Genomic DNA, 23616 nt, shown 5'->3' with positions numbered 1-23616 from the left:
GGCTCAAGGGAGATCACACAAACCATGAACGACGCTGTGAGGAAGATCACCCCCGCCCCGGCTGCTGAACCGCTCTACCGCGAAGCACCGAACAATATCGAAGCGGAACAGGCGCTTTTGGGTGCCATCCTCGTCAACAATGATGCCTATTACCGCGTGTCCGACTTCCTGAAGCCCGTGCATCTGTACGAGCCGCTTCACCGCAAGATTTTCGAAGTCGCGGGCGATATCATCCGCATGGGCAAGACCGCCAACCCGGTGACGATCAAGACCTTCCTGCCCGCAGACGGCAAGATCGGCGACCTGACGGTTGCGCAGTACCTTGCCCGCCTGGCATCGGACGCCGTCTCCATCATCAACGCGGAAGATTATGGCCGCGCCATCTACGACCTAGCCCTGCGCCGTGCGCTCATCCAGATCGGTGAGGACGTCGTCAACATCGCCTATGACGCGCCACTGGACATGCCGCCGCAGTCTCAGATCGAAGACACCGAACGCCGCCTGTTCGAACTGGCCGAAACCGGCCGTTACGACGGCGGCTTCCAGTCGTTCAACGATGCGGTCTCACTTGCCATCGACATGGCCGGTGCAGCATTCGAGCGTGACGGCAACCTCTCCGGCATCTCCACCGGCATCCACTCGCTGGATGGCCGCATGGGTGGCCTGCAGCGTTCCGACTTGATCGTGCTTGCTGGACGTCCGGGTATGGGCAAGACCTCGCTTGCCACCAACATCGCTTACAACATCGCTGCGTCCTATGAGCAGGAAGTCCAGCCGGATGGCTCGTTCAAGGCCAAGAATGGCGGCGTCGTCGGCTTCTACTCACTCGAAATGTCGTCAGAACAGCTGGCAACGCGTATCATTTCCGAGCAGACGGAAGTCTCCTCCTCAAAAATCCGCCGTGGTGAAATCACCGAAGCGGACTTTGAAAAACTCGTCGCTTGCAGCCAGATGATGCAGAAGGTGCCGCTCTATATCGACCAGACCGGTGGTATCTCCATCGCCCAGCTTTCCGCCCGTGCGCGTCGTCTGAAGCGCCAGCGCGGCCTCGATTGCCTCGTGGTAGACTATATTCAGCTGATGACCGGCTCCGGCAAGTCAGGCGAAAACCGCGTGCAGGAAATCACCCAGATCACGACGGGCCTGAAAGCGCTGGGCAAGGAACTCAACGTTCCCATCATCGCGCTGTCACAGCTCTCCCGTCAGGTGGAAAGCCGCGAAGACAAACGCCCGCAGCTCTCGGACCTTCGTGAATCGGGCTCCATCGAGCAGGACGCCGACGTGGTGCTGTTCGTGTTCCGTGAGGAATATTACGTCAAGAACATGGAACCGCGCGAAATGTCCGACCCGAAATACGCCGAATGGGAAGCGCATTTCGACCGCGTCAAAGGCACCGCCGACGTCATCATCGCCAAACAGCGTCACGGACCGACTGGCACGGTGAAGCTACAGTTCCAGTCGGAATTCACGCGCTTTGCGGATCTGGCCGATCCTTCGTTCACGCAATACGAAGAGCAATGATTTCGCAGACCGCCCCGCTTCATCCGAAGCGGGGCTTTTTGTTTTCAAGGACTTGGCGCAGTGGTCTCAGTTTCTGATTCACGTAACGTCCTGCTCGGCAGAGCAATGACCTGATCATCTGGGCGAATGCTGCTTTGCCGGTGGGTGATGGCAATGATTGTCATATCCGCATCCACCCTGCGCAACTGATCCATGATTTCGCGCTCGGTCTCTTCATCCAGCGCCGAACTCGCCTCGTCCAGCAGCAGAATGGAAGGCTCGCCGTAAAGCGCTCTGGCGATCGCAATGCGCTGGCGCTCTCCGCCCGAAAGCTTCAATCCACGCTCGCCGACAATCGTATCGAAACCTTCCGGCATCGCATCGATGCGGTTGAGAAGTGCAGCCCGTTCGGCAGCATGCCTTAACCGGGCGTCATCCATCGGGCGACCGAGAATGATGTTGGTGCGCAGGCTGTCATTCAGTAGCTGCACCTCCTGCGGCACGATACCAACCACTGCAAACCAGTCGTCACGGGTGATGCGCGTGATATCGAGCCCATCCACGCTGATCCTGCCCTTTTGCGGCAGCATGGATTTTTGCAAAAGCTTGAACAGGGTCGATTTGCCGGAGCCGGTTTCACCGGTGATGAAAGTCAATTGCCCCGGCTTCGCCGTAAACGACACGCCATCGACACCACGCCCATTCTCATAAAGGTAGCCCACGTCTGCGAAATCTATGACCTTTTGCGAGAGAACCAATATCTGCGCATGTGCCGACCTGTCCTCTTCTGGCGCGTGCCACATTTTCGCATAGGGCGCAAAACGAGCCAGGGATCGCAGCAATTCATTGATGGACTGACCAATCAGCTCAAAGGGAACATTGAGTTGCAGCAGCAGCGTGTTGAACAGAACGATATCGCCAACGGATAGCTCTCCGGCCTGGTGACGCGGCCATAAAAAATAGTAGCTGACGATGATCTGCACGCCGAGCGTCGTGACGATCATACCGATGAATGCCATGCGTCGGAGGGAATAGAGACGCCAGTTGCTGTAGATGGAGCCTGCCTTTTCCGCGAAACGCTGCTGCATCCAATCCGTGCTGGCCGTGTGGCGCAACGGCTCGATCATGCCGATGGCATTTCCGACGAACCCGGCATTCTGCTGCGTCGCATCGATTGCACGCTCCATATAGCGCTTTATAACGCGGTTCGACGCCAGCGTCAGTCCGATATAGATCGCACCGTAGCAGAGGACGATGACGATGATCTCGAAACTGATGGTCGCGCCAAGCATAATGGTGCTGAACAAAACTGTCGCAACACCGGGCAGAAGATAGATCAATAAAACCTGCAGCAATATGGATGCCGATGAGGCGCCTTGAGACTGCGCCGCCTGGATTTCCGCCGGATTGTGGTCGGTGAAAAATGACGGCATCTTGCGGGATAAGCGCTCGAAAAACCGTGTCGAGGCAACATATTCCAACCGCTCCGAATGGATGACGGCGAGATATTGCGTACAGCTTTGGAGGCCGGACGATGCAGCCGTCAAAACCGCGTAAAGCGAAAAGGCCATGAGCCAGCGCGCGGGATCGGTGGGAAGATCATCGACGATGCGGGAAAAGACATAGGGGCCTGCAATCGTCGAAAGCGATCCCGCCAGAATCATGAACGCCAACAGCCCTATGGAAGCCCATGACGTCTTCAGGTCATCCGCGTAAATGCGCAGCAAAGGACCTAATGTCGTTTTGTGAATACCGAACACGCAGCGCTCCCCGATTTCGTTGACAAATTGGAGGTGCTGCCGGGAATACAAGCTGCGCTAAAGCTCTACAACCCACAGGCGCGAAAACGTGATCAAACTCTGAGGCGAAACATTGTGCATAGGCAAAGTTTCCGCCACTCCGTCATGACCGTCTTGAACAAAAGTGATAGACCACCTCCATCTTCTTTAGCGGTGTAGGATCATGACAGACGAGTTTGACGACGGCTTTTCCGAGACTGAAATGGATGCGTTTGACGTCGCACCGCTTCGCGTCACTGTTGATCTCGGTGCCCTTGCCGACAACTGGCGTGACATGGCCAAGCGCTCTGGCAAGGCCCGCACCAGTGCCGTAGTAAAGGCGGATGCTTACGGCATGGGGATCGAGGATTGCGGCTCAACGCTCTACCACGCCGGTGCACGAGACTTCTTCGTGGCGACCGTGGCCGAAGGCGTAACGCTTCGTCCGCATGCGCCGGAGGCGCGCATTTTCGTTCTCTCCGGCATCTGGCCAGGGCAGGAAGCTCAGGTTTTCAACAATGATCTTGTTCCCGTCGTTGCATCGGAAGAGCAGCTTTCCTTCTGGATGGGGCTTCTGGCAGAGCGCGGCGACCACCCCTTCGCGCTGCATGTCGACACCGGCTTCAACCGTCTTGGCCTGCCGCTGGACGATGCGCTGTTTCTGGCGGACGATGTGACCCGTCCTGCCAGCTTCGATCCCGTGCTGGTGCTCTCCCATCTTGCATGCGCCGACACGCCATCGTCTCCGATGAACAAGGCACAGCTTGAATCATTCCGGCAGGTTAGCGCCGCTTTCGAAGGAATCGAATCAAGCCTGTCGGCCTCAGCAGGCATTTTCCTTGGGCCAGACTATCACTTCGATCTCACCCGCCCCGGCATCGCCCTTTACGGCGGCGAAGCGGTCAACGATATGCCGAACCCCATGCGCCCCGTGGCCAAGGCAGAGGCCCGCATCCTCCAGATTCGCGAGGCGGGCGAAGGCCAGACAGTCAGCTATGGCGGTACGTTGCGCCTAAAGCGCGCCAGCCGTCTGGCGATTGCCTCCGTCGGTTATGCCGATGGCTATCACCGTTCGCTCTCCGGTTCCGGCATTCCGCTGCGTGACATGGGCAATGGCGGCGCCTATGGCTTCATCAACGGTTACGAAGTGCCCGTGGCTGGTCGCGTCACGATGGACCTGACGATTTTCGACGTAACAGACGTTCCCGCGAGCGCCATCCGCGCGGGCGACTACATCGAACTTTTCGGCCCGAATGTGCCTGTCGACGAGGTTGCGCGCGCGGCAGGTACCATCGGTTACGAAATGTTGACCGGCCTTGGATTGCGTTACGAGCGACAATATCTCATCGAAGAAGACTGAAGCTTTTTCTTGCCTCTTGGAAAGCTAGAATGACCTGTGCTATACGAGAACAAAAGGAGATCGAAATGACCGAAATCCATCTCAGCGAACAGGATCGCGCGTTTATTGATGAGCAGGTAAAAGCCGGCGCTTTCGAAGATGCGAATGCTGTGGTTCACGCGAGCTTGCAGTTGCTTGGAAGTGAAAAAGAAGAACTCAGGCGGCTGATTGCGGAAGCTGACGCGCAGTTTGAGCGAGGGGAATACCTCACGTTCACGACAGCAGACAATTGGGCTGATTCCATTATAAAACGAGGAATGAGCCAATTAGACCGAAGCAGCTAATTTACTCACCTCTCGCCGATCAAGACCTTCTTGAGATGTTTCTTTGGATAGCAGCCGACGACACGATAACGGCTTCTGCGTTTATCCGAGACTTAACGAGAAAAATAGAGTGGATTGCGGCCAGTGGTTTTCCGGGGTTACCGCGCGATGAGCTTTCCCAGGGACTGAAAGCGCTACCTTACAGGCAACGTTGCATATATTTTCGCATCGTGGACGATACCGTTCGTATTTTGCGAGTCATGCATGGCCGCAGGCACGTGTCTCCCAAAGACTTCAAACAAGAAGAAAACTGACAATTCATGGCCAAAGCCAAAACACAATTCATCTGCCAGAACTGCGGCACTGTTCACACCCGATGGGCGGGCAAGTGCGAGGGCTGCGGCGAGTGGAACACCATCGTCGAAGAAGACCCGATGGGTGGCATCGGCTCTGGCCCGGGTAAGACGCCGAAAAAGGGTCGTCCCGTCACCCTCACCTCGCTATCAGGCGAAATCGAGGAAGCGCCGCGCATTCCCACCGGCATGAGTGAGCTGGACCGGGCGACCGGCGGCGGTTTCGTGCGTGGCTCTGCGGTGCTGATCGGTGGAGATCCCGGCATCGGTAAATCCACGCTTTTGATGCAAGCGGCGGCGGCATTGTCTCGGCGCGGACATCGCATCGTCTATGTCTCAGGCGAAGAGGCGGTGGCACAGGTGCGGCTGCGGGCCCAGCGTCTGGGTGCTGCCGACACCGATGTTCTCTTGGCAGCAGAGACGAATGTCGAGGACATTCTGGCGACGATTTCCGAGGGCAAGCGGCCTGATCTCATCATCATCGACTCGATCCAGACGCTGTGGAGCGACACCGCTGATTCCGCCCCCGGCACGGTAACGCAAGTGCGTACCGGCGTTCAGGCCATGATCCGCTTTGCCAAGCAGACCGGTGCCACCATGGTACTCGTCGGCCACGTCACCAAGGATGGGCAGATTGCCGGTCCGCGCGTGGTCGAACATATGGTGGATGCGGTGCTCTATTTCGAAGGCGATCGCGGCCATCATTATCGCATTCTGCGCACCGTGAAGAACCGTTTCGGTCCCACGGATGAAATCGGCGTGTTCGAAATGTCGGACAAGGGTTTGCGCGAAGTCTCCAACCCGTCCGAACTGTTTCTGGGTGAGCGCAACGAGAAGTCCCCGGGTGCCGCCGTCTTTGCAGGCATGGAGGGAACGCGCCCGGTGCTGGTGGAGGTGCAGGCACTGGTCGCGCCGACATCGCTCGGCACGCCGCGCCGGGCCGTCGTTGGTTGGGATTCGTCGCGGCTTGCGATGATCCTTGCCGTGCTGGAGGCCCATTGCGGCGTCAAGCTCGGCAGTCACGATGTCTACCTCAATGTGGCAGGTGGATATCGCATTTCGGAACCGGCAGCAGACATGGCAATCGCCTCTGCACTGGTTTCCTCACTTGCCGGTCTTGCCCTGCCTGCCGATTGCGTCTATTTCGGCGAGGTCAGCCTGTCAGGGGCAGTCAGGCCGGTGTCGCACACGGGGCAGCGGTTGAAAGAGGCTGAAAAGCTTGGCTTTGCCACCGCATTTTTGCCTTCGGCCTCTGCTGAATTGCCGAAAGGTGCCAAAGGGCGCTGGACTGAAATCGAAAGCCTGCCGGATCTCGTCTCGCGCATTGCGGGTTCGGGCAACCGGTTCAGACAGGTTGAGGAAGACGAATATTGATCCTTTCGCTGGCTAAACGGCTAGTGTATGAGGATCGCAAATTGGCACAGTGGCGCTTCCATCAGTGTCGCGACCTCCGGAGTTGGTAAATGCCCATTACGATTTTCGACGGCATCGTTCTCGCCGTTGTACTTTTCTCCGCTGTTCTCGCCATGGTGCGGGGGTTTTCGCGTGAAATCCTGTCCATCGCCAGCTGGGGCGGCTCGGTTGCAGCCGCCTATTATCTCTATCCGCTGCTGTTGCCCTATGCGCGCAACTACACGGATGACGAAAAGATCGCGGTTGCCGGTTCGGCTGGCATCATCTTCCTCGTCGCGCTCATCATCATCTCGTTCATCACGTCGCGCATTGCCGATTTCATTATCGACAGCCGTATCGGCGCGCTGGACCGTACACTCGGCTTCCTGTTCGGCGCCGCGCGCGGTATTCTACTGCTGGTCGTCGCCGTTGCCTTCTGGAACTGGCTGGTGGATGTGAAGACGCAGCCGACCTGGGTCACACAGGCGAAAACCAAGCCGTTCCTGGATGGCCTCGTCGCCAAGCTGGAAGCCGCGTTGCCTGACAATATCGAGCCGCAAATCCGCGCCCGTATCCTCGGCAAGCCTGCGGAAGGCACGACAGAACAGACACCGGCGGAAGATGTTCCGGCAACAAACCCACCGGCTACGACGAATTGACAACAGGCGCGTCTTGCAATGCATGCAAGGCGCGCTATTTGTGCTACATATTCAATATAGGCAGCAGACAGACCACACTGGCGCACCACCCGCCGGAGCGGTTTTTGTTTTTGGCAGTTAAGCAAAGGCAAGCCAGATGAATGAGCCGCTTTCGCAGTCCACCTTCAACGACATCATCGATGGCGACACCTTGCATGAAGAATGCGGCGTGTTCGGCGTTCTGGGGCACCCGGATGCGGCAGCGCTGACGGCGCTTGGTTTGCACGCCCTGCAACATCGCGGCCAGGAAGCCGCAGGCATGGTGTCGTTTGATGGCAAGCGCTTCTATCAGGAGCGGCATATGGGCCTCGTCGGTGATCACTATACCAACCCGGCCACCCTTGCCCGCCTGCCCGGCTCCATCTGCATCGGCCATACACGCTATTCCACAACAGGCGAAGTGGCGATGCGCAATGTGCAGCCGCTGTTTGCGGAGTTGGAAGAAGGCGGCATTGCCGTTGCCCATAACGGCAATTTCACCAACGGCCTGACGTTGCGCCGCCAGATCATCGCAACCGGTGCCATCTGTCAGTCTACGTCCGATACGGAAGTCGTGCTGCACCTCATCGCCCGCTCCCGCCATTCCTCCACGGCGGATCGCTTCATTGACGCCATCCGCCAGATGGAAGGCGGCTATTCGATGTTGGCCATGACCCGCACCAAGCTGATTGCCGCCCGCGACCCCACGGGCATTCGCCCGCTCGTCATGGGCGATCTGGATGGCAAGCCGATCTTCTGCTCGGAAACCTGCGCGTTGGATATTATCGGCGCGAAGTTCGTTCGCGACGTTGAAAATGGCGAAGTCATCATCTGCGAAATCCAGCCGGATGGTTCCGTCACCATCGATGCCCGCAAGCCGGTGAAGCCGCAGCCAGAGCGCCTGTGCCTGTTCGAATATGTCTATTTCGCCCGTCCTGACTCCGTCGTCGGCGGCCGCAATGTTTACACGACCCGCAAGAACATGGGTGCCATCCTTGCCAAGGAAGCACCGCTGGAAGCTGACGTCGTCGTGCCCGTGCCGGATGGCGGAACGCCTGCCGCGCTCGGTTTTGCCCAGGAAAGTGGCATTCCATTCGAATACGGCATCATCCGCAACCATTATGTCGGTCGTACCTTCATCGAGCCCACGCAGTCCATCCGCGCGCTCGGCGTCAAGCTGAAGCATTCTGCCAACCGTGCGATGATCGAAGGCAAGCGCGTTGTTCTGGTGGATGATTCTATCGTGCGGGGCACAACCTCGGTCAAGATCGTGCAGATGATCCGCGAAGCCGGTGCCAAGGAAGTTCACATCCGCGTTGCCAGCCCGATGATTTTCCACCCGGATTTCTATGGCATCGACACGCCGGATGCCGACAAGTTGCTGGCCAACCAGTATGCCAATGTCGAAGACATGGCAAAATTCATCGGCGTGGATTCGCTGGCCTTCCTGTCCATCAACGGTCTGTATCAGGCTGTGGGCGGCGTGGACCGCAACCCGGCTCGCCCGCAATTTACCGACCACTATTTCACCGGTGAATACCCGACCCGCCTTCTCGATAAGAACGGCGAATCCATGGGCAACAAGATTTCCATGCTGGCCAGCAACGGCTGATCATCTTCGCCCGCGCGTCCTGCGCGGGCTTTTCCTGTGTTGCACATCCTTTTGCGTGCGACCTTCCGGCCCATTGCCGCATGTTGCGCTTCCTCGTAAGAGAATTGCCGCATGAACATCATTCTCGGGGGAGACATGACCACCAACCTTAAAGGCCGCATCGCGCTCGTTACCGGCGCATCCCGTGGCATCGGTTATTTCACGGCACTGGAACTGGCCAAGGCAGGCGCGCATGTCATTGCCTGCGCCCGTACGGTGGGTGGTCTCGAAGACCTGGATGATGCGATAAAGGCTGCAGGCGGCACGGCAACGCTGGTGCCTTTCGATCTCTCTGACATGAACGCCATCGATGCGCTGGGTGCATCCATCAACGAGCGTTGGGGCAAACTGGATATTCTCGTCGCCAATGCCGGCGTTCTCGGCGTCATCTCGCCTGTCGGCCATATCGAGGCGAAGGTCTTCGAAAAGGTCATGACCATTAACGTCACGGCCACGTGGCGGTTGATCCGCTCGGTGGAGCCGCTGCTGCTGAAATCCGATGCGGGCCGCGCCCTCATCCTTTCCTCCGGTGCGCCGCATTCCTGTCGCCCGTTCTGGGGTGCCTACTCCACCTCCAAGGCCGCAGTGGAAGCACTGGCCCGCACATGGGCGGCGGAAACGGAAGCGACGTCGCTGCGCGTCAACAGCATCAACCCCGGCGCCACCCGCACGGCCATGCGCGCGCAGGCCATGCCGGGCGAAGACCCCGATACCCTGCCCCATCCATCCGAGATCGCTGCTGCTCTCCTGCCGCTGGCTTCGGCAGAGATGACGGAAACCGGCAAGATTTATGTTGTCAGGGACCGTAAATTCGTGAGCTACCGCACGCCGGAGTGAAGATGCCGATTGGTGCGACGCCCAAGCACCAATCGCTCTTGACCAAATCCGCTTGCCGTTTCATAAGGCAAGCCATGAAAACGATGATCTGCTGCTGTTGCTGAGTTAAATTTTGCTGGTCTAACGCCCGGCCAGATCGTTTTCGTCTCCCGAAAGGTCACAAGCAGACAAACGTTCCGGCTGGGGAAACTGATTGCCCTTGAGGAAGAGCCATGTCCTTGCGCCTGAAACTTCACAACACACTGACCCGCGAAAAGGCTGAGTTCCAGCCCATCGATGCCGATAATGTGCGCATGTATGTCTGCGGCCCCACGGTGTATGATTTCGCCCATATCGGCAATGCACGCCCCGTCATCGTTTTTGACGTTCTCTACCGGCTGTTGCGCCATGTCTATGGCGACGCGCACGTCACCTATGCCCGCAACATCACCGACGTCGATGACAAGATCAACGCCCGAGCGCTGCGCGACTACCCGAACCTGCCGCTGAACGACGCCATCCACGCGGTGACGGAAAAGACAGCGCAGCAGTTCCATGAAGACGTGGCCATGCTCGGCTGCCTCGAACCCACCATCGAGCCCCGCGCCACCGACAACATCCCGCAGATGATCGAGATCATCGAAAAGCTGATCGCGCGCGGCCACGCCTATGTCGCCAGCGGTGAAGTGCTATTCGACACCAAATCCATGGGGGATTACGGCCAGCTTTCCAAGCGCCCGCTGGATGAACAACAGGCCGGTGCGCGTGTGGCCGTGGAAGTGCACAAGAAGAACCCCGGCGATTTCGTGCTGTGGAAGCTGTCTGGCCATAACGAGCCCGGTTGGGAAAGCCCATGGGGTCGCGGTCGTCCCGGCTGGCATATCGAATGCTCGGCTATGGCCGGGCGTTACGTCGGCGAGGTCTTCGATATTCATGGCGGCGGGCTAGACTTGATCTTCCCCCACCACGAAAACGAAATCGCCCAATCGCGCTGCGCCCACGGCACGCATGTCATGGCCAATGTCTGGATGCACAACGGCTTCGTGCAGGTCGAAGGCCGCAAAATGTCGAAGTCAGACGGCAACTTCATCACCATTTACGAGCTGCTGCACACGGAGAAATTCGGGGGGCGGAAGTGGCCGGGGGAAGTGCTGCGTCTGGCGATGCTGATGACGCATTACCGTGAGCCGATTGATTTTTCGGTGAAGCGGCTTGAGGAAGCCGAACGCCTGCTGGCCAAATGGCCTGCAACTGACGTTGGTGATGCCGAGCCGGACCAAACGGTGCTGGATGCGCTGGCGGATGACCTCAACACGGTTGCAGCCGTGCAAGCCCTGCATGCGCTTGCCCAAGCCGCCAATGCAGACCCGGAGAAAATGCCTGCCTTCGCGGCGAGTGCGGCATTGCTGGGTGTTCTGCCGAAAAAGGCAGAGGTGGATGAGGCCATCGCCGACGCCATCGACTCGCTTGTCGCCATGCGGCTGGAGATGTTGAAGGCGAAGAACTTTGCCGAGGCGGATCGTATTCGCGATGAGCTTTCGGAGAAGGGCATTCAGCTGAAGGATGGCAAGGATAAGGATAGCGGTGAGCGGGTGACAACTTGGGAGATCAAGCGGTAGGGCTTGGGCAGTTTTCCATCGACAGGTCGGAGGGCGTGGCTAACCCCCCTCTGTCCTGCCGGACATCTCCCCCTCAAGGGGGGAGATCAGCAAGACGCTCTCTCCTCACTCCATCTTCGGCTTTCAAGATGGGCGAGAGCCATCCACGAGTCGATCTCCCCCCTTGAGGGGGAGATGTCCGGCAGGACAGAGGGGGGTGCCTTGCGGCACACTCTCTATTGCGCTTTGTGCACAGGTGTACCAACCTCTCGTCGCAACCAATTTCGACGAGCCGTCCATGTCTCACGCCGATGTAAAACCAGACCACCGTGCCCATGCCCGCACCATGCGAAAAGTCATGACGGACGCGGAGTTGAAATTGTGGAACGTGCTTCGTGCTCACAGGCTTGATGGTCTCAGTTTCAGGCGACAGTTACCCATCCTCGGATATATCGTTGATTTTGCTTGCCCTTCCCATAAACTGGTCATCGAACTGGACGGCACCCAACATGCGGACGACGGCGCCATGAGGTATGACCGTCAACGCACGGAGAAACTCGAACAGCATGGCTGGACCGTCATCCGCTTCTGGAACCACGACATCCTGAGCGATATCGACAACGTCTGTCTGCACATCCTGAGAACGATCAAGGAGGACACACCATGATGATCCACACCGGCGGATGCCAATGCGGTGCCATCCGTTTTCGCGTTGAAGGCGATCTCAGTGACAGTTCCATCTGCCATTGCCGCATGTGCCAGAAAGCGTTCGGGGCCTATTATGCGCCGCTGGTGTCCGTGCGCGGCACTGATTTCACATGGACGCGGGGTGAGCCGAAGCGGTTTCAGTCCTCCAGTGTAGTCAGCCGTGGTTTTTGCGCCGATTGCGGCACGCCGCTAACCTATGAGGCACCGGACGGCATAGCGATTGCGGCGGGGGCGTTTGATGATCCATCGGCTTTTCCACCCTCGATGCAGTGGGGTATCGAGAAGAAGATCGGTTTCGTGGATAGTCTCCACACCCTGCCCGCCGTGCCGACGGAAGATGATTTGACCTCGGTGGATTATCTGGTCGGACTCACATCCTATCAGCACCCCGACCACGATACGCAGACATGGCCACAGGAGAGAGATCGATGAGTGATGCGGGTTATTCCGGCGGTTGCCAGTGCGGCGCGGTGCGGTTTCATGCGGGCAAGCTGGGTCGCCCCTCCATTTGCCATTGCCGCATGTGCCAGAAACATTTCGGCAATTTCTTCGGCGCGCTGGTAACGGCAGATCAGGCGCATCTGACATGGACACGCGGCCAGCCCACCCTCTTTCGCTCCTCGGCCAAAATCCATCGCGGCTTTTGCAACAAATGCGGCACCCCGCTGACCTATCATCATCCCGGCGGCGTGGAGATCGCCATCGGTGCCTTCGACCATCCGCAGGAGATCGAGCCGCAGGTGCAGGTCAATGCGCATATGCAGATGCCGTGGATCAAGACGCTGTTCGACAAGCGCAACACGGAGCAAAGCCTGGATGAGAGCACGATGGTCTCCTACCAGCACCCGGACCACGATACGGCTGTATGGCCGCCTGAAGACAATATGAATTGAGGACGACAGAATGAGTGATGTCTTGCGCAGCTTCTATCCAGAGATCGAGCCCTTTGAGACCGGCATGCTGGATGTGGGCGATGGCCATGTGATTTATTGGGAACGCGTCGGCACCAAGGGTGGCAAGCCCGCCGTCTTCCTGCATGGCGGGCCCGGCGGCGGCGTGAACCCGACCCAGCGACGCGTGTTCGACCCCGCCCTTTACGACGTGATCCTGTTCGACCAGCGCGGCTGTGGGCGGTCCACGCCGCATGCCAATCTGGAAGCCAACACCACATGGCATCTGGTGGCGGATATGGAGAAGCTGCGGGAGAAATTCGGCTTCGATAAATGGCAGGTGTTTGGCGGTTCATGGGGCTCGACGCTGGCGCTCGCCTATGCACAAACCCATCCCGAGCGGGTGAGCGAACTCGTTCTGCGCGGCATCTACACACTGACCAAGCCAGAGCTGGACTGGTACTACCAGTTCGGTGTCTCCGAAATGTATCCCGACCGCTGGGAAACCTTCATCGTCCCCATTCCCGAAGCTGAACGCCACGAGATGATGGTGGCCTATAACCGCTATCTGACCGGCACGAACGAGAAGAAAAAGCTGGAATGCGCCAAGGCGTGGAGCCAGTGGGAAGGTGCGACGATCTCGCTGGTGACGGACCAAGGCCGGGTGGATGATTTCGGTGAAGATCAATACGCCATCGCCTTTGCGCGCATCGAAACCCACTATTTCGTCAATGCCGGATGGTTCGAAGAGGGCCAGCTGCTGCGCGATGCGTATAAGCTCAAAGACATCCCCGGCGTCATCGTCCACGGGCGCTATGACATGCCCTGCCCGCTGAAATATGCCTGGCAGCTTTCCAAGGCGTGGCCAAAGGCCGATCTGCACATCGTGGAGGCCGCAGGCCATGCGCTGAGCGAACCCGGCATTCTTGACCAGCTGATCCGCGCCACGGATCGCTTTGCGGGCAAGTAACGTCAATCTTTACAACGCTGTAGCTGCGCCGCCTGATATTCCGATTCAGGCGGCGCATCCATTTTTTCAGCAGATGAAGCTTTTTTCATCACATTCTTCACGCAAATGAATTGGTATATAACCAAAAAGAGGAATAGGCCGGTGCTTTCCAATGAGATTGGCAGCTCCGATGGCAGTGAACCAGACAATCCCCGCCCCTCAATCGGGCGATAGCACCCGCGGGTTCGTGTATGCCCTCGTCGCCTATATCCTGTGGGGCTTCCTGCCGTTTTACATGAAGGCTGTCGCGCATGTGTCGCCGCTGGAGGTCATCGCACACCGCGTCATCTGGTCGGTGCCGATTGCCGCTGCCGTGCTGATCGTGCTGGGCCGCACCGCCGAAATCAAAACGGCGCTCACCACCCCGCGCATGCTGGGCATGGCCAGCCTTACGGCAACCATCATCAGCATCAACTGGTGCATCTACATCTGGGCCATCGGCAGCGGGCGCGCGCTGGATGCGGCCTTGGGTTACTTCATCAATCCGCTGTTCAGCATCTTTCTGGGCGCTATGCTTTTGAAGGAAAGGCTGAGCCGCGTGCAGATGCTGGCCATCGCACTCTCGGCCTCCGCAGTCGCGCTGCTGACATGGCATGCAGGCAGCCTGCCATGGGTCTCCGTTGCGCTGACCGTTTCCTGGGGCTTTTACGCCTTCTTCCGCAAGACATTGCCGATTGGGCCGACACAGGGTTTCCTGCTGGAAGTGCTGCTGCTGACCCCGCCAGCGCTTGCCTTCATCATCTATCTCATGAGCACCGGTCAGGCGCATTTCATGGCGGGCACACCAACAGATACGTGGCTGCTGATCGCCAGCGGCATCGTCACCGCAACGCCACTGATCTTCTATGGCAACGGCGCAAAGCTTTTGAAGCTCTCCACCATCGGCATCATGCAATACATCGCACCGTCGATCATCTTCATCATCGCCGTCTTCATCTTCAAGGAGCCCTTCGACACGGTAAGGCTCATCGCCTTCATCATGATCTGGGCAGCGCTGCTGATCTACACCGTGCCGGGATTGATCCGGGCGAAAACACCGAAATAAGCGGTGGGGAAAAGCTTTGAGACGCTGGCCTCAAAGCTGAGAGATGACCGAAGGATCGCCTTCCGGGTTCTGTTGCGCTTTGGCGCGGTCGATGATTGCTGCAACGATGTTCTGCGTCTCGTTGATGACGAGCGGATTGAGCAGGTGAGCGCGGTGGATGAAGCCCTGGTCGCGCATGTGGCGGATCAGTTCCAGCATCGGGTCCCAGAAGCCGTTGATATTGGCAAAGACCATCGGCTTGGCGTGACGGCCAAGTTGCGCCCAGGTCATGATCTCGACGATTTCTTCCAGTGTGCCGATGCCGCCGGGCAAGGTGACGAAAGCATCGGAGCGCTCGAACATCATGTGCTTGCGCTCATGCATGTCCTTCGTGATGATCAATTCGTTCAATTGTCCGAGAGAATGGCGTGTGGCCTCCATATCGACCAGAAATTCCGGTATGATACCCGTAACTTCGCCGCCATTGGCCAGAACGCCGCTGGCAACGGCACCCATGATGCCCTTTGTGCCACCGCCATAGACGAGGCGAATGCCGTTTTCGGCGATGGATTTGCCAAGCGCGCGGCCCGCTTCCATGTAAGCTGGATCGCGTCCGGGCTGGGAGCCGCAATAAACGCAGATGGATCGAATCGGTCTGTTTTCTTCAGTCATGGGCTGAAGGAACATCGGGGCGGCCGATCCGTCAAGAAAATTTGGGGAATGACAGGCTGGAAACGCTGCTTTTGCGGGCCTCCCGCTTGTGCGCACACGACTTAGACGCTAGCTATCGCAACAAGAAGACAGGAAAGTTACCCGGAGAGTGATGATGAACAACAAAAGGGCCGGACTGCTGGCGCTTATCGTGCTTGGCGTCGCGACGCTGCTGATGGTCTTCTTCGTTCTTCCACGTATGTCCAATGACGACAAGCCGATTGGCGATGCCATCAATCAGGCTGGCAATGACGTCAAGAACAGCGTGGAGATGGGTAACGAAAAGGCTGGCGACCTGCTGTCGGATGCCGCGAAGGATACCGCCAAAATTGCCGAAAAGGTCGGACGTCTCGCGGAATCGGCCACCCAGTCCATCAAGGACATGACGGGCCGCTTTGCCGACAACCAGGTGCCGTCCAACGAGGACTTCGCAGCCTCACGCAAAAAGGTAGAGGACTCCCTGAAGGAACTCGGCAATGTCGACATTCCCGAGGCGCTTGACGAGAACACCTCGCGCCTGATCACCACCGCACGCACCGCGGCTGAAAGGACCATTGCATTCCTGCGCGGTCTGCCTGCGGATGCGCGCGAAGCCGCAGCACAGGTTCGCCGCCTGCCCGGCGTCTTTGCCGGCACGGATGATGGCGCGCCAGTACCGGTCGCGCCCACAACACCTGCGCCCGCCGCCGCACCTTCGGATGCTGCCCAGCTGCCGACTTTCGATGTCTTGCGCGTTGAGCCAGATGGCTCTGCCGTCATCGCTGGTAAGGCCGCACCGGGCTCGCAGCTGGAAATCGTCAACAATGGTCAGGTCATTGCCAAGACCACGGCTGGCGGCAGCGGTGATTTCGCTGCCGTTCTCGACAATCCCCTGCCGCCCGGCGACCACGAAATCGTGCTGCGCGCCACCGGCAAAGATGGCAAGGCTGCTCAATCCCGCGAGACCGCAACGGTTTCCGTGCCTGCGCAGAAGAATGGCGAGCTTCTTGCCATGGTCACCACACCCGGCAAGGCAAGCCGCGTTATGACCATGCCAGATGCGGCTCCCCCTGCCCTGCAAGCACCAGCCACAACGACCAATGAAACCGCCTCGGCCCAGCCGCAGACAAACAATCCAGCGCCCGCGCAAAACGGTGCGGCTACGCCCGCACCTGCCACGTCAGCATCTCCGGCGGGTCAGGCACCTGCGGCGTCTTCTGCTGAAACACCGTCCATCCGCGTTGTGGCCGTCGAGTTCGAAGGCACGAAGATTTTCGTTGCCGGTTCCGCGCCTGCAAACACGAACGTCCGTGTGTTGGTGGACGACAAGCAGATTGGAAGCGCCAAGGCCGAAACATCCGGCAGTTTCGTGATCGAAGGCGATGTCGATCTCTCCGTCGGCAACCATATCGTCACGGCGGAAGCACTGGATGCGGCAGGCAATGTCACGGTTCGTGTGCGGGTGCCATTTGCGCGTCCAGCCAACGATCAGGCAACCGTTGCCATGCAGCAGATGCCGGCACAGCCTTCCACACCCAACGCTACCAGCCCTGCCCAGCAAGATTCCGGCGTGGTCAGCGACCGCACGGCTTTCGAAGCCCTGCGCGTTGACGTGACAAAGGCATTCGCGATCCTTTCCGGGCTCTACAAGGACGGCAAGACACCGGCGCTGGAAGAGGTTGCGGCTGCAAAATCCGCGACGTCGATTGCGCTGCGTTCCCTGTCGGAATTCCGCACGGCGGCCACTGCCGACCCGGCCTTTACCGCTTTCGTTGCGGATATTGCCGCCAAGGCCCGCGCCTTGCAGACCGTTATCGACGGTCTGCCGAACGATGTTGCCGCCATCGGCAAGCAGATTGCCGGGTTGATGGATCGTTTTGCGGAACTCAATGCCGCAGCACCCGTCACCGCTGATCCGATTTCGGCCCAGACGCAGGCACAGCCCCAGACCGGGCCGAAGACTTTCGAACAGGCCCCTCTCGCTCACAGCGACAGTGCCGTCATCATCCGTCGCGGCGATACGTTGTGGCAGATTTCCCGCCGCGTTTACGGTCAGGGCGTTCGTTACACAACCATCTACCTCGCCAATCAGGACCAGATCAAAAACCCTGACCTGATCGAGCCGGGTCAGATTTTCGGTGTTCCCGAAAATGCCTTGCCGAATGCGGAAGAACTGCATCGCAAGCGCCTGATGGGCCGTTGATCTCCGCGCCGGGCGGCATTGCAAAGGCTCGGCGACAGCATTATCTAGGTTTCAACACGGCGGCTTGGTTAGGGCCGCCGTCTTGCTGTCTGCATTCCGGCAGGCACCGCCGGAGCAGAGCATGACCGACAAGAAGAAGACGATTTCCGCAGATGCGGGCAATCCGATGCAAACCATCGTCAACCTGTGGCCCTATATGTGGCCGCAAGGCAGGCCTGATCTTAAGATGCGCGTGGTCTGGGCCACCTTCTTTCTCATTCTCGCGAAATTCGTGCTGATCTCCGTCCCCTATTTCTTCAAATGGGCAACGGATGCGCTGAACGGCAAGCTGGATATGGCCGGTCTCGTGCCCGTTTTCCTGCTGGGTGCCGTGGCGTTGGTCATCGCCTATAATCTGACGCGCCTCATCCAGATCGGCCTCAACCAGTTGCGCGATGCGTTGTTTGCCAGCGTCGGCCAGCATGCGGTTCGCCAGCTTGCCTATAAAACCTTCGTGCATATGCACCGACTGTCGCTGCGCTTTCATCTGGAGCGCAAGACCGGCGGCCTTTCGCGCGTTATCGAGCGCGGCACGAAGGGCATCGAAACCATTGTCCGTTTCACCATTCTCAACACCGCCCCGACCTTCATCGAGTTCCTGCTGACCGCCATCATCTTCTGGCTGTCCTACGGCTTCTGGTATGTGGCCGTCACCGTCGTTACCGTGTGGGCCTATATCTGGTTTACGGTCAAAGCCAGCAACTGGCGCATCGGCATTCGCCGGTCGATGAACGACAGCGACACGGACGCCAACACCAAGGCAATCGACTCGCTGCTGAATTTCGAAACCGTCAAGTATTTCGGCAACGAGCAGATGGAAGCCAGCCGCTTCGATGCCTCCATGGCGAAATACGAGAAGTCGGCAACGGCCATCTGGACCTCGCTCGGCTGGCTCAACTTCGGCCAGGGCGTCATTTTCGGTATCGGCTCCACCATCATGATGGTCATGTCGGCGCTGGCCGTGCAGCGTGGCGAACAGACCATCGGTGATTTCGTCTTCATCAATGCGCTGCTCCTGCAGCTTTCCGTGCCGCTTAATTTCATCGGCTTCGTCTACCGCGAAATCCGTCAGGGCCTGACGGATATCGAAGAGATGTTCGATCTGCTGGAAGTCCAGGCGGAAGTGGTGGATGCGCCGGACGCGAAGGAACTGCAGATCGGCACCGGTGCCCTCTGTTTTCGCGATGTGCGTTTCGCCTATGATGCGGAGCGCCCCATCCTCAAAGGCATTTCCTTCGATGTTCCCGCTGGCAAAACGGTTGCGATCGTCGGCCCCTCGGGTGCTGGAAAGTCCACGCTCTCGCGCCTGCTCTATCGTTTCTACGATATTCAGGGCGGCTCGATCACCATCGATGATCAGGACATTCGTGAAGTGACGCAGAAAAGCTTGCGCTCGGTCATCGGTATGGTTCCGCAGGATACGGTGCTGTTCAACGATACGCTGGCCTACAATATTCGCTATGGGCGCACGGATGCGACGGAGGCCGAAGTGATCGCAGCGGCAAATGCCGCCCAGATCAGTGGTTTCATCAGCAAACTGCCACAGGGCTACCAGACCATGGTGGGTGAGCGCGGCCTGAAGCTGTCCGGCGGAGAAAAGCAACGCGTTGCCATTGCCCGCACGATTTTGAAGGCACCGCCCATCCTCATTCTGGATGAGGCGACCTCGGCGCTGGACACGCATACGGAACAGGAAATCCAGAGCGCGCTGGATGTGGTGTCAAAAAACCGTACCACGCTCGTCATCGCCCACCGCCTGTCCACCGTCATCGATGCAGATGAGATCATCGTTTTGAAGGATGGCATGATTGCCGAGCGCGGCACCCATGTCTCGCTCATCGCCTCGGGCGGGCTCTATGCGTCCATGTGGAACCGTCAGCGTGAAGCCATTCAGGCCGAGGAGCGCCTGCGCGAGGTGCGTGAGAAAGACGATCTGGGCGTAGTGGACCGCGGAGAGCCTGCGCATTGACGGGTATAACCCATTGCGCGCAAGCGGAACACATTGCCCGTGGCACGGTTTGCCTGTAGTCACCTATGCGTGTTTTATCGCGCCAGAGCATGTATATCGGCGTCATATCATTATATATGCAGCGATAACCAATTCGGAGAAGAAAGATCAATGAACCTGTTCGACACCATTCGTAACACCATCGTGCCGATCCATAAGGAAGGTTATGTTTTCGTCGCCGCCTTCTTCATCGCATCGCTGGTGCTTGGCTGGATAGCCGAACCGCTTTTCTGGGTCGGCCTCGTTCTCACCCTTTGGTGCGCCTACTTCTTCCGGGATCCGGAACGCGTGACACCGCAGGATGACGACCTCATCATCAGCCCTGCCGATGGCAAGGTTTCCGCCGTGATGACCGTGGTCCCACCGCTGGAACTGGAACTCGGCAAGGAACCTATGGTCCGCATTTCGGTGTTCATGAACGTGTTCAACTGCCACGTAAACCGTGCGCCGGTTCGTGGTCGCATCATCAATGTCGCCTACCGCCCCGGTCTCTTCCTCAACGCGGAAGTGGACAAGGCATCGGAAGATAATGAGCGCAACGGCCTCGTCATCGAAACCGCACATGGCAAGGTCGGCGTCGTGCAGATCGCTGGTATGGTTGCCCGCCGCATCGTCTGCTGGGTCAAGCCGAACGAGCCTGTCGATGCCGGTGAGCGCTTCGGCCTCATCCGCTTCGGTTCGCGCCTCGACATCTTCCTGCCGGAAGGTTTCCAGCCGCGCGTATCCGTTGGTCAGACAGCCATTGCCGGTGAAACCGTTCTTGCCGAATTCGGCTCGAGCAAGGGTCCGGTCATCAGCCGTCGCGGCTAATCGCTGAATAGGAGCAACGCCATGGAAACGCCGACGCCCGAGCCAAGCACCAACGGCAAGCACGAGATTAGCAATGACAGCGGTCGTGGACCGCGCCTGCGGGAAATTCCCCTGCGGCTTGTCATTCCCAATCTCGTCACCGTTCTTGCCATCTGCGCCGGGTTGAGCGGCGTTCGGCTTGCTTTCGAAGGCCGCTTCGAACTTGCTGTCGGCATGGTCCTTCTAGCGGCTTTCCTCGATGGCGTGGACGGGCGACTGGCCCGCATGATGAAGGCGACATCGAAATTCGGCGCGCAGATGGATTCGCTCGCCGATATCGTCAATTTCGGCGTTGCCCCTGCCCTCGTCGTTTACGCCTATCTGCTGGACAATGCCCGCTCCTTCGGCTGGATTGCCGCCCTGATCTACGTTATCGCGGCAGGCCTTCGCCTTGCCCGCTTCAACGTCATGATTGAGCGTGAAGTCAAAGCGCCCTGGCAGAACGAGTTCTTTGTCGGCGTGCCCGCCCCCATGGGTGCCATGCTGGTGCTTCTGCCCGTCTATCTCGGCTTCATGGGCATCGAGCCCGGCAAGACCTTTGCCTATATCGCCAGTGCCTACACGGTACTGATCGGCTATTTCCTCATAAGCCGCCTGCCGGTCTGGTCCGGAAAGTCTGAAAGCCGCATTCGTCGCGATCTCGTACTGCCTGCCATTCTCATCGTCGTTCTCTATGTCGCGCTGTTGATGAGCTTCACCTGGGAAGTGCTGGTATTGACCGTTGTCGCCTATCTCACCTTCCTGCCGTTCAGCGCGCGCATCTGGCACAAGCGCTATGGCACGCTGACCATCGAGGAAGACGGCGATCATCACGATGGCCTCGGCATGGATCGCGGGCTCTAACGCCCGGGAACAACCACCAGCTTCAATGCGGCGGTATAATGTCTGTGGGCGAACACAAAATGTCGCAGGCTGCAATTTTCAATTGATTAAAATTGCCTCGAATTCGTCACGATTTCCTTCGAGAGAGGTTGTCAGGAAGACCGCCAAATCGGCGGCTTCAAGGGGAATTCTGGAGATTGAAATGAGCGATACAAAAACCACCGAAGCGCCGGCGAAGCCCGACCTGAACAGCCATTACCGACCGCTTGGTCTGAAGGCCGTGGCAGCCGCAGCCCTGATGCTGACCCGCAAACCGGCAGCCGTTCCCGCGAAAGTGTAACGCGGCGCGCACTCATTATTCGCTCATCGATATGGCACCTCTCCGGTGCCATTTCTGTTTTGGGAAGGTTTTCGTGCTAGAGCGTTTCCTCGTCAAATAGAAACGCTCGAATTGAACGCATCAAAGAAAACTCACCTGTTCACGCAAAGTGAAAAATTCTAAACACTGCCAATATTACTTTTCACGATTCCTATCGAATAATTGTTTCTGCACTGTTGCTGCCCTCGCTGTGCCGCCTATCGAAAACAGTTGCGCGTTAACGGATCTTCAGAGGTCGAAGTCGAGCCATGCAGGACAAAATTCTTCTCATTGAAGACTCCGTTGCTCTATCTCTTTTGCTCACCAGCAAATTCAGGGAGGATATCGCCGCCTCCATCTTCCATTGCGACAGCATGAAAGACGCGATAGCGCTGTTGGAAGAACACAAGTTCACCCTGGCTCTGACCGGCCTGACCCTGCCGGATGCGCCGGGCGGTGAGATTCTCAATGTGCTGGAAAAATACAGGGTTCCCACCATCGTCTTCACCGGCACCGTCGATGAGCAGGCGCGGCAGCATTATGCCGAAAAGAAAATCATCGACTACATCATCAAGGATGGGAAGCGCACCTTCGATACGGTCGTCAAAACCGTGGAGCGGATTTTGACCAACCGACAATTCTCCATTCTGGTGGTGGATGATGCAAAGAGCGCCCGCAACAGCCTTGTCGAGATTTTGACCCGCCAAAATTTCAGCGTGCACGAGGCCCATTCGGGCGCGAAAGCGATGGAAATACTGGCTGCCAATCCCTCCATTCAGCTGGTTATTACCGATTATTTCATGCCGGATATGGATGGCTATGAGCTGACCCGGCTTATTCGCGCCAAACGCTCCTCGGAAGATCTTCGCATCATTGGCGTGTCCTCTTCTACCGATCGCATGCTGTCTGCACATTTTCTCAAGGCCGGGGCGTCGGACTTCATCTACAGGCCCTTTGTGCCGGAAGAGCTGCAGTGCCGCATCGACAACAATGTCGAGACATTGAAGCAGCTGATGCGGTTGCGGGAGCTTGCCGAACGCGATCCTCTGACCGGACTGGCCAACCGCCGCTCCTTCTTCGAACAGGGCAATGCGCTACTTGCGGAGATGGAAAAGGGCGATGGCTCTATCCAAGGCGGCGCGGTTGCCATTCTCGATATCGACCATTTCAAAACGATCAACGACACACTGGGACACAGCGCCGGTGACAAGGCGCTCAAACGGCTGGCGCAGCTGCTCGCCAGCCTGTGCGGCCCGCAGAACCACATTGCCGCGCGCATCGGCGGGGAGGAATTCGCCCTCTTCCTCAAAGGCGTGGATGGAAAGCAGGCCTATGATTTTTGCGAAAGCCTGCGTCTCGCCGTCGAAAGCAACGGTCACGCCATTGGCAGCAGCGAACAGGCACTGACCATATCCATCGGCGTCGTGGAGTTGGAAAAAGGCGCATCCATCGACAATCAGCTGACGGCAGCAGACCAGCTGCTTTACATCGCCAAGGCCAAGGGCCGAAACCGCGTCTATTCCGACATCATGATGCGGCAGGAGTTTTTCGAACTCGACCGTTAGAGCAATTCCAGCAAAAGTGGGAAC

Annotated in this window: 22 protein-coding genes; 20 read left to right on the top strand and 2 right to left on the bottom strand. The window is 58.3% G+C overall.

The window, feature by feature from the left end:
• The first annotated feature begins 24 nt into the window (after positions 1-24).
• A complete protein-coding gene (locus tag ABUK73_RS05390) occupies positions 25-1521 on the top strand; it encodes a replicative DNA helicase (RefSeq protein ID WP_045231824.1) in 1497 nt (498 codons plus the stop codon).
• Positions 1522-1565: 44 nt separating this feature from the next.
• Here the strand turns inward: ABUK73_RS05390 and ABUK73_RS05385 are convergent, their stop codons facing one another.
• Complete coding sequence (locus ABUK73_RS05385) at positions 1566-3260, bottom strand: ABC transporter ATP-binding protein (RefSeq protein WP_353576357.1); 1695 nt, start codon at positions 3258-3260, stop codon at positions 1566-1568.
• Positions 3261-3462: 202 nt separating this feature from the next.
• Here ABUK73_RS05385 and alr point away from each other — a divergent pair, with 202 nt between their 5' ends.
• From alr to rarD, 13 genes are all read left to right on the top strand, one after another.
• Positions 3463-4638, top strand: coding sequence for an alanine racemase (gene alr, locus ABUK73_RS05380; RefSeq protein WP_353576356.1), 1176 nt, complete (start codon positions 3463-3465; stop codon positions 4636-4638).
• 65 nt (positions 4639-4703) lie between these two features.
• Positions 4704-4961, top strand: a complete 258-nt coding sequence (locus ABUK73_RS05375) for a type II toxin-antitoxin system ParD family antitoxin (protein ID WP_353576355.1) — start codon at positions 4704-4706, stop codon at positions 4959-4961.
• A gap of 35 nt (positions 4962-4996) precedes the next feature.
• Positions 4997-5254, top strand: coding sequence for a type II toxin-antitoxin system RelE/ParE family toxin (locus ABUK73_RS05370; protein ID WP_353576354.1), 258 nt, complete (start codon positions 4997-4999; stop codon positions 5252-5254).
• A 6-nt stretch (positions 5255-5260) separates the two neighbouring features.
• Complete coding sequence (gene radA / locus ABUK73_RS05365; protein WP_353576353.1) at positions 5261-6667, top strand: DNA repair protein RadA; 1407 nt, start codon at positions 5261-5263, stop codon at positions 6665-6667.
• A gap of 89 nt (positions 6668-6756) precedes the next feature.
• Positions 6757-7344 carry a CvpA family protein gene (locus ABUK73_RS05360; RefSeq protein ID WP_113086848.1) on the top strand — a complete coding sequence of 196 codons (588 nt, stop codon included), beginning with the start codon at positions 6757-6759 and terminating at the stop codon, positions 7342-7344.
• A 136-nt stretch (positions 7345-7480) separates the two neighbouring features.
• Positions 7481-8974, top strand: a complete 1494-nt coding sequence (purF, locus tag ABUK73_RS05355) for an amidophosphoribosyltransferase (RefSeq protein WP_113086847.1) — start codon at positions 7481-7483, stop codon at positions 8972-8974.
• Positions 8975-9109: 135 nt separating this feature from the next.
• The gene (locus ABUK73_RS05350) at positions 9110-9850 is read left to right on the top strand and encodes an SDR family NAD(P)-dependent oxidoreductase (RefSeq protein WP_353576466.1); all 741 of its coding nucleotides are present in this window, start codon (positions 9110-9112) and stop codon (positions 9848-9850) included.
• 212 nt (positions 9851-10062) lie between these two features.
• Positions 10063-11448 carry a cysteine--tRNA ligase gene (cysS, locus tag ABUK73_RS05345; protein ID WP_353576352.1) on the top strand — a complete coding sequence of 462 codons (1386 nt, stop codon included), beginning with the start codon at positions 10063-10065 and terminating at the stop codon, positions 11446-11448.
• A 277-nt stretch (positions 11449-11725) separates the two neighbouring features.
• Positions 11726-12094, top strand: coding sequence for an endonuclease domain-containing protein (locus ABUK73_RS05340; protein WP_353576351.1), 369 nt, complete (start codon positions 11726-11728; stop codon positions 12092-12094).
• Positions 12091-12567 carry a GFA family protein gene (locus tag ABUK73_RS05335; protein WP_353576350.1) on the top strand — a complete coding sequence of 159 codons (477 nt, stop codon included), beginning with the start codon at positions 12091-12093 and terminating at the stop codon, positions 12565-12567. Before ABUK73_RS05340 ends, ABUK73_RS05335 begins: the two co-directional genes overlap by 4 nt.
• Positions 12564-13028 carry a GFA family protein gene (locus tag ABUK73_RS05330; protein WP_353576349.1) on the top strand — a complete coding sequence of 155 codons (465 nt, stop codon included), beginning with the start codon at positions 12564-12566 and terminating at the stop codon, positions 13026-13028. The genes ABUK73_RS05335 and ABUK73_RS05330 overlap by 4 nt, the downstream gene beginning before the upstream one ends.
• Positions 13029-13038: 10 nt before the next feature.
• Positions 13039-13995 carry a prolyl aminopeptidase gene (gene pip, locus ABUK73_RS05325; protein WP_353576348.1) on the top strand — a complete coding sequence of 319 codons (957 nt, stop codon included), beginning with the start codon at positions 13039-13041 and terminating at the stop codon, positions 13993-13995.
• A 169-nt stretch (positions 13996-14164) separates the two neighbouring features.
• The gene (gene rarD / locus ABUK73_RS05320; RefSeq protein ID WP_353576347.1) at positions 14165-15079 is read left to right on the top strand and encodes an EamA family transporter RarD; all 915 of its coding nucleotides are present in this window, start codon (positions 14165-14167) and stop codon (positions 15077-15079) included.
• 30 nt (positions 15080-15109) lie between these two features.
• On the opposite strand, the gene ABUK73_RS05315 is transcribed toward rarD, so the two are convergent.
• The gene (locus tag ABUK73_RS05315) at positions 15110-15730 is read right to left on the bottom strand and encodes an LOG family protein (protein ID WP_353576465.1); all 621 of its coding nucleotides are present in this window, start codon (positions 15728-15730) and stop codon (positions 15110-15112) included.
• 154 nt (positions 15731-15884) lie between these two features.
• On the opposite strand from ABUK73_RS05315, the gene ABUK73_RS05310 reads away from it, so the two are divergent.
• From ABUK73_RS05310 to ABUK73_RS05285, 6 genes are all read left to right on the top strand, one after another.
• Positions 15885-17951: a LysM peptidoglycan-binding domain-containing protein gene (locus tag ABUK73_RS05310; protein WP_353576346.1), complete on the top strand. Its 2067-nt coding sequence runs from the start codon at positions 15885-15887 to the stop codon at positions 17949-17951.
• Between the two features lie 121 nt (positions 17952-18072).
• Positions 18073-19959 (top strand): ABCB family ABC transporter ATP-binding protein/permease, encoded by a 1887-nt coding sequence (locus tag ABUK73_RS05305; protein ID WP_353576345.1) that lies wholly within the window; start codon positions 18073-18075, stop codon positions 19957-19959.
• A gap of 150 nt (positions 19960-20109) precedes the next feature.
• Positions 20110-20808 carry a phosphatidylserine decarboxylase gene (locus tag ABUK73_RS05300; RefSeq protein WP_113087105.1) on the top strand — a complete coding sequence of 233 codons (699 nt, stop codon included), beginning with the start codon at positions 20110-20112 and terminating at the stop codon, positions 20806-20808.
• Between the two features lie 21 nt (positions 20809-20829).
• Positions 20830-21690: a CDP-alcohol phosphatidyltransferase family protein gene (locus ABUK73_RS05295; RefSeq protein WP_353576344.1), complete on the top strand. Its 861-nt coding sequence runs from the start codon at positions 20830-20832 to the stop codon at positions 21688-21690.
• Between the two features lie 181 nt (positions 21691-21871).
• A complete protein-coding gene (locus tag ABUK73_RS05290; RefSeq protein WP_353576343.1) occupies positions 21872-22009 on the top strand; it encodes a hypothetical protein in 138 nt (45 codons plus the stop codon).
• Positions 22010-22296: 287 nt separating this feature from the next.
• Complete coding sequence (locus ABUK73_RS05285; protein WP_353576342.1) at positions 22297-23592, top strand: GGDEF domain-containing response regulator; 1296 nt, start codon at positions 22297-22299, stop codon at positions 23590-23592.
• Positions 23593-23616: the final 24 nt, after the last annotated feature.

The sequence above is a fragment of the Agrobacterium vacciniicorymbosi genome, from assembly GCF_040427045.1.
GTDB lineage: Bacteria > Pseudomonadota > Alphaproteobacteria > Rhizobiales > Rhizobiaceae > Agrobacterium.
Note: the sequence above shows the minus strand (reverse complement) of the source record. Positions and strands in the feature narration are given on the sequence as shown.